Source organism: Calidithermus terrae (assembly GCF_003574345.1).
Taxonomy (GTDB): Bacteria; Deinococcota; Deinococci; order Deinococcales; family Thermaceae; genus Calidithermus; species Calidithermus chliarophilus.
Genome location: NZ_QXDL01000278.1, coordinates 1 through 4,417, shown reverse-complemented (window position 1 = coordinate 4,417; position 4,417 = coordinate 1). Strand labels below are relative to the sequence as shown.

Below are 4,417 nucleotides of genomic sequence, written 5' to 3'. Positions count from 1 at the left end.
ACGTCGCCGACCGCGCGCAACCTCGGCAGCAGCGCCGGGAGCACCGCCAGCGCCCAGGCCAGCGTGCCCATCAGTTTCCCGGCCAGGGGGATGTTGACCCCCGTGACGTTGGGCACCCAGAAGGTGTAGAGGAACACCAGGCTCAGCAGCGCGAACACCCAGCTCCCCAGGGTGGGCTTGTGGGGGGTCTGGCGGGCGGTGATGAGGTACCCGGCGAGCACCAGGAAGAACACGTGCACGGCCCGCTCGAGCTGCACGATGTCGAGGACGGCGATGTCGGCCCGCGAAAGCGGGGTGAAGGGGTGGACGACCAGGTAGATGCTGTAGACGGCCGCCGCCAGCAGCACGCCCCAGACCGCCCACCCGAAGGGGGTTCTCTTACCGGAAGTCTCCTGAGCTAGCTCCATAGGGCCTCGCTTTTCTCGAGCACGCAGGCGCGGGAGGGGCTGCACAAAGCTCCCTGGCCGGGAGAGGTCGCAGGGAGCTTGGGCAAAAGCTTCGCCAGGGCAGGGCTTACTTGATCGCCCCGGCTTCCCGCAGGTACTTCACGGCCCCGGGGTGGAAGGGGATGACGGTCTTGGCCGCGTAGAGGTCGGCGGTGTTCTTGAGGGTGGTGTCGCGGGCCGCCGCGGTCGCGGTGACCAGGGTGTTGAGGTTGCCGAACACGGCCTTCATGATCGCCGCGGCCAGCTCGTCGGGCATGGAGGCCGGGCACAGGAACACGTTGCCGGTGTACAGCGCGGGGACGTTGCCGGCGGTGCCGTACACGCTCGCGGGCACCGTGCCGGTGCTGACGATGCCGGGGAAGCGCTTGAGCAGGAGCTGGGCGGTGGTGCTGTCCTTGGTCACGGGGATGAGCCGGATCTTCTTGCCGGTGCGGGCCAAGGATTGCCCAACCTCCACCACGCTGGCGGTGGGCACGCCGCCTACCCAGAAGTAGGCGTCGATGGTGCCTTCGGACAGGGCCTTGGCGCTCTCGGCGGCGGGCAGGCGCTCGCGCTTGGAGAAGCTCTCGGGCTTGACGCCGGCGCCCTGGAGCACCAGCAGCGCCAGGTTCTCGGTCGAGGAGCCCGGCTGGCCGGTGGAGACGCGCTTGCCCTTGAGGTCTTGCAGCACCTTGATCCCCGACTGTTCGGTGGTGACGATGTGGATCAGGCTGGGGTACATGTAGAACATGATGCGCTGCATGTCGGCCTTCTTCTGGGCGAAGCGCGGCTCCTGGCCGGTGTAGGTCACCAGCGCGGAGTCGGTGGTGGCCAGCGCGCAGTAGTAGGTGTTGGAGCCGGGGTCGGTGCGGTCGCGCAGCAGCAGCAGGTTGTCGTACGAGCCGCCGGTCTGCTGGGCGGTGGCGTCGGCCACGCCGGTCTCGGTCAGCAGTTTGGCGATGGCCTGACCGTAGAAGAAGAACACGCCCCCGGTGCTGCCGGTGGGGATGACCACGCGGGGTTTTTGCGCCATTGCGGTACCCGCCAGCACCGCAGCCGCCAGTAGGACCCAAACTCGTTTCACAAGCTCACCTCCGGGATCTTGCCTCGCCATGCGCCGGGCTCGAGCCCGGCACCCCAGGCGGGGGTTTGCATAGCTTTGCAAAGTAACGAGTGGATTATAAGCATGTTGCATGTAAAATGTAAACACGAGCCTTACGGAACCAGCCCATATTGCCGGCGTAGCGGAGTGACCTATGAATATTCCTATGCTACCCCCCAACGAGCGCGTGGTCGATACCGTGCGGGAAACCCTGCGCGAGGCGATCCTCGAGGGCCGCCTGGCGCCCGGGCAGAAGCTCAGCGTGCCCGAGCTCGCCCGCCAGATGGGCGTTTCGCGCAGCCCGGTGCGCGAGGCCATCCTGCAACTGGTGGGGGAGGGCCTGGCGGTCGAGCGCACCCGCCGCGGGGTGGTCGTCGCCAACCTCAGCGCGCGCGACCTCGGCGAGATCTACGAGGTGCGGGAGGTGCTCGAGGCCCTTGCCGTGCGGCTCGCCGCCCAGCGCGCCCGCCCCGAGCAGTTGCGGGCGATGCGGGACGTGCTCGAACGGCAGCGCCAGGCGGTCGAGTCGCGCGACCCCCAGCTCTACAGCCAGACCAACCAGCAGTTCCACGCCCTCATCAGCCAGAGCAGCGGCAACCCCCGCCTGCACCGCATCCTGGCGCTGCTCTTCGGCGAGATGCAGCTCGCCTTCCGCACCCTCTCCAACAACCCCGCCCACACCATGCGCGGTCACCAGGAGCACCGCCGCATCGTCGAGGCCCTCGCCGCCCGCGACCCCGGCGCGGCCGAGGCCGCCATGCGCCGCCACCTCGCCAGCACCCGGCTCGAGATCGACCGCCTCAGCCAGGCGCGGCGCTAAACGGGCACCCGGTCTCAGCCACGACCCGGGGGCGTGGCTTAGCATTGGGTCGTGCTCGCATTGGCCCTGCTGCGCGACCCCCTCTACCGCAACTACTGGCTCGCCCTGTTCATCTCCCAGCTCGGGACCTGGATGCAGGCCGCCGCCCAGGGCTGGCTGGTGCTCGAGCTCACCGGCAGCGCCGAGCGGCTGGGGCTGGTGATGGTCTGCCAGTTCCTGCCCTCCTTAGTGCTCTCCCTGCCCGCGGGCGTCCTCGCCGACCGCCACTCCCGCCGCAACCTCCTGCTGCTGACCCAGGGGGGGATGGCCCTGCTGGCCGGCCTGATGGCCGTGCTGATCCTCACCGACCTGATCCGCTACGAGTACGTGCTGCTCTTCGCCTTCGTCTACGGGGCCTTCAACGCCATCGACCTGCCCGTGCGGCAGTCCTTCACGGTCGAGCTCGCCGGGCGGGAGCGCTACCCGGGCGCCATCGCCCTCAACTCCTTCGGCTTCAACGTCAGCCGGGTGGCGGGCCCTGCGGTGGCGGGCCTGCTCATCGCGGGCTTCGGGCTGGGCTGGGCTTACGTGCTCAACGCCCTGTCCTTCGTGATCATGCTGGTGCTGCTGCTGCGCACGGCCAGCCGCGCCGTCGAGCCGGTCCACGGCAGCGCCGTGCAGCAGGCGCTCGAGGGCCTGCGCTACGTGTGGCAGGAGCCGCTGGTGCGCCAGGTGGTGCTGATGGTGGGGCTGGCGAGCCTGTTCGGGATGAATTTCCAGACCCTGGTCCCGGCGTACTCGAGGCTGGTGCTGGGCCTCGACGCCGAGGGCTACGGCTTCTTGATGTCGGCGGTGGGCGTCGGGGCCATCGGCGCGGCGCTGCTGCAGGCCTTCACCGCCCAGGCCCGCCCCGTCCGCACCCTGCTGGGCTCGGGCATCCTGGCCCTGTCGCTGGCCCTGCTGTTCCTGCCGCTGCCGCCCTGGGGCGTGGCGATGGTCCTGGCGATCTGCGGCTTCGGCATGATCACCACCCTGGTCAACGCCAACACCACCGTGCAACTCCTCGTCCCCGACCGCCTGCGCGGCCGCGTGATGTCGGTGTACTCGATGGTGCTGCTGGGCGTGGCCCCGGTCGGCGGCTACCTCACCGGCTCCCTCATGGACCAGCTAGGCGGCCGCACCGCCAGCCTAGTGCTCTCCTTGCTGCTGGTCCTCTCGGCCCTGTGGCTCTCCCGCCGCCCCTGGCCGCGCACGGTGGAGGAGAGGCCGAGGTCGGTAGGGGGGCAGCGGTAAGCGGTCAGCCGTCAGCTTGTGGCTCGTGGTAGACCCCACCCCGGCGGCGTCGAGGGTCGAGGGCCAAGGCGTATTGCGTATTGCGTCTCACGTACGACGTAGGACGTAGGACGTACGACCCGCGCCCGGCATTCGGCCATCGACTATCAGCTATCGACTATCGACCATCACTGCTACCTCGCCTGCCCCGAATCCCGCTCGATCATCAGCGCCCTCGAGTCCACCGCCTCGAAGGCCGAGCCGGGGACGCGCTTGAGCTCGCGCAGCACGTCGTTGTCCCAGCGCTCGTCGGGGGCGCCGCTGATGTACCAGCTCGAGCCGTTGTCGGCCAAGATCATGCCGTACTTCTTCAGGGCCCGCAGGATCACCTGCACCTGGGGGGAGAAGCCGGAGACGTCGTAGCCGGCTTTGAGGCGGAAGCGCTGGCCCATGGGCGGGTACTGGCTGCCGGTGAGGCTGGAGGCGTAGTGGCGGGCGGGCCAGACGTAGGCGCGGCGGGTCTGGGGGGCGGTGAAGCGCAGGGCGTGGTTGATCTCCCCGGCGGCCACCTCGTCGTAGCGCACCAGGCCGGGAAGGATGGGCAGCCCGGCGGCGTCGGCGGAGGTCCAGGTCTCGGGGCGCAGGCCGTTGGACTTCAGGTCGAAGACGGCGCCCGAGTAGGCCCGCCAGCTCCCGTCGGGCTGCACGTAGGCGCTGAAGAGCTCGTAGAGCACGCAGCCGTCGCGGTCCACCACCAGCACGTGGCGGTCGCCGCGGCTGTCGGGGCCGCCCTCGACGGGGGCGTCCGGGGGGATGGGG

At 69.6% G+C, this 4,417-nt stretch carries 3 protein-coding genes and 2 pseudogenes; 2 read left to right on the top strand and 3 right to left on the bottom strand.

From position 1 onward, the window contains the following. Together Mterra_RS19200 and Mterra_RS19195 are read right to left on the bottom strand one after the other, a co-directional pair. Positions 1–407, bottom strand: a pseudogene (locus Mterra_RS19200) (TRAP transporter permease); the annotation flags it as partial. Positions 408–513: 106 nt separating this feature from the next. Beyond that, complete coding sequence (locus Mterra_RS19195; RefSeq protein ID WP_420836708.1) at positions 514–1,509, bottom strand: TAXI family TRAP transporter solute-binding subunit; 996 nt, start codon at positions 1,507–1,509, stop codon at positions 514–516. A gap of 184 nt (positions 1,510–1,693) precedes the next feature. On the opposite strand from Mterra_RS19195, the gene Mterra_RS19190 reads away from it, so the two are divergent. Both Mterra_RS19190 and Mterra_RS19185 read left to right on the top strand, forming a co-directional pair. Next, a complete protein-coding gene (locus Mterra_RS19190; RefSeq protein WP_218022977.1) occupies positions 1,694–2,347 on the top strand; it encodes a GntR family transcriptional regulator in 654 nt (217 codons plus the stop codon). A gap of 51 nt (positions 2,348–2,398) precedes the next feature. Then, positions 2,399–3,619 carry an MFS transporter gene (locus tag Mterra_RS19185; RefSeq protein WP_119316587.1) on the top strand — a complete coding sequence of 407 codons (1,221 nt, stop codon included), beginning with the start codon at positions 2,399–2,401 and terminating at the stop codon, positions 3,617–3,619. A 173-nt stretch (positions 3,620–3,792) separates the two neighbouring features. Here the strand turns inward: Mterra_RS19185 and Mterra_RS19180 are convergent. After that, positions 3,793–4,417 (bottom strand): annotated as a pseudogene (locus tag Mterra_RS19180) (hypothetical protein); the annotation flags it as partial.

Excerpts from the sequence above, each read along its gene's own strand:
- Mterra_RS19190 (WP_218022977.1), top strand. The coding sequence starts at position 1,694 with ATGCTACCCCCCAACGAGCGCGTGGTCGATACCGTGCGGGAAACCCTG.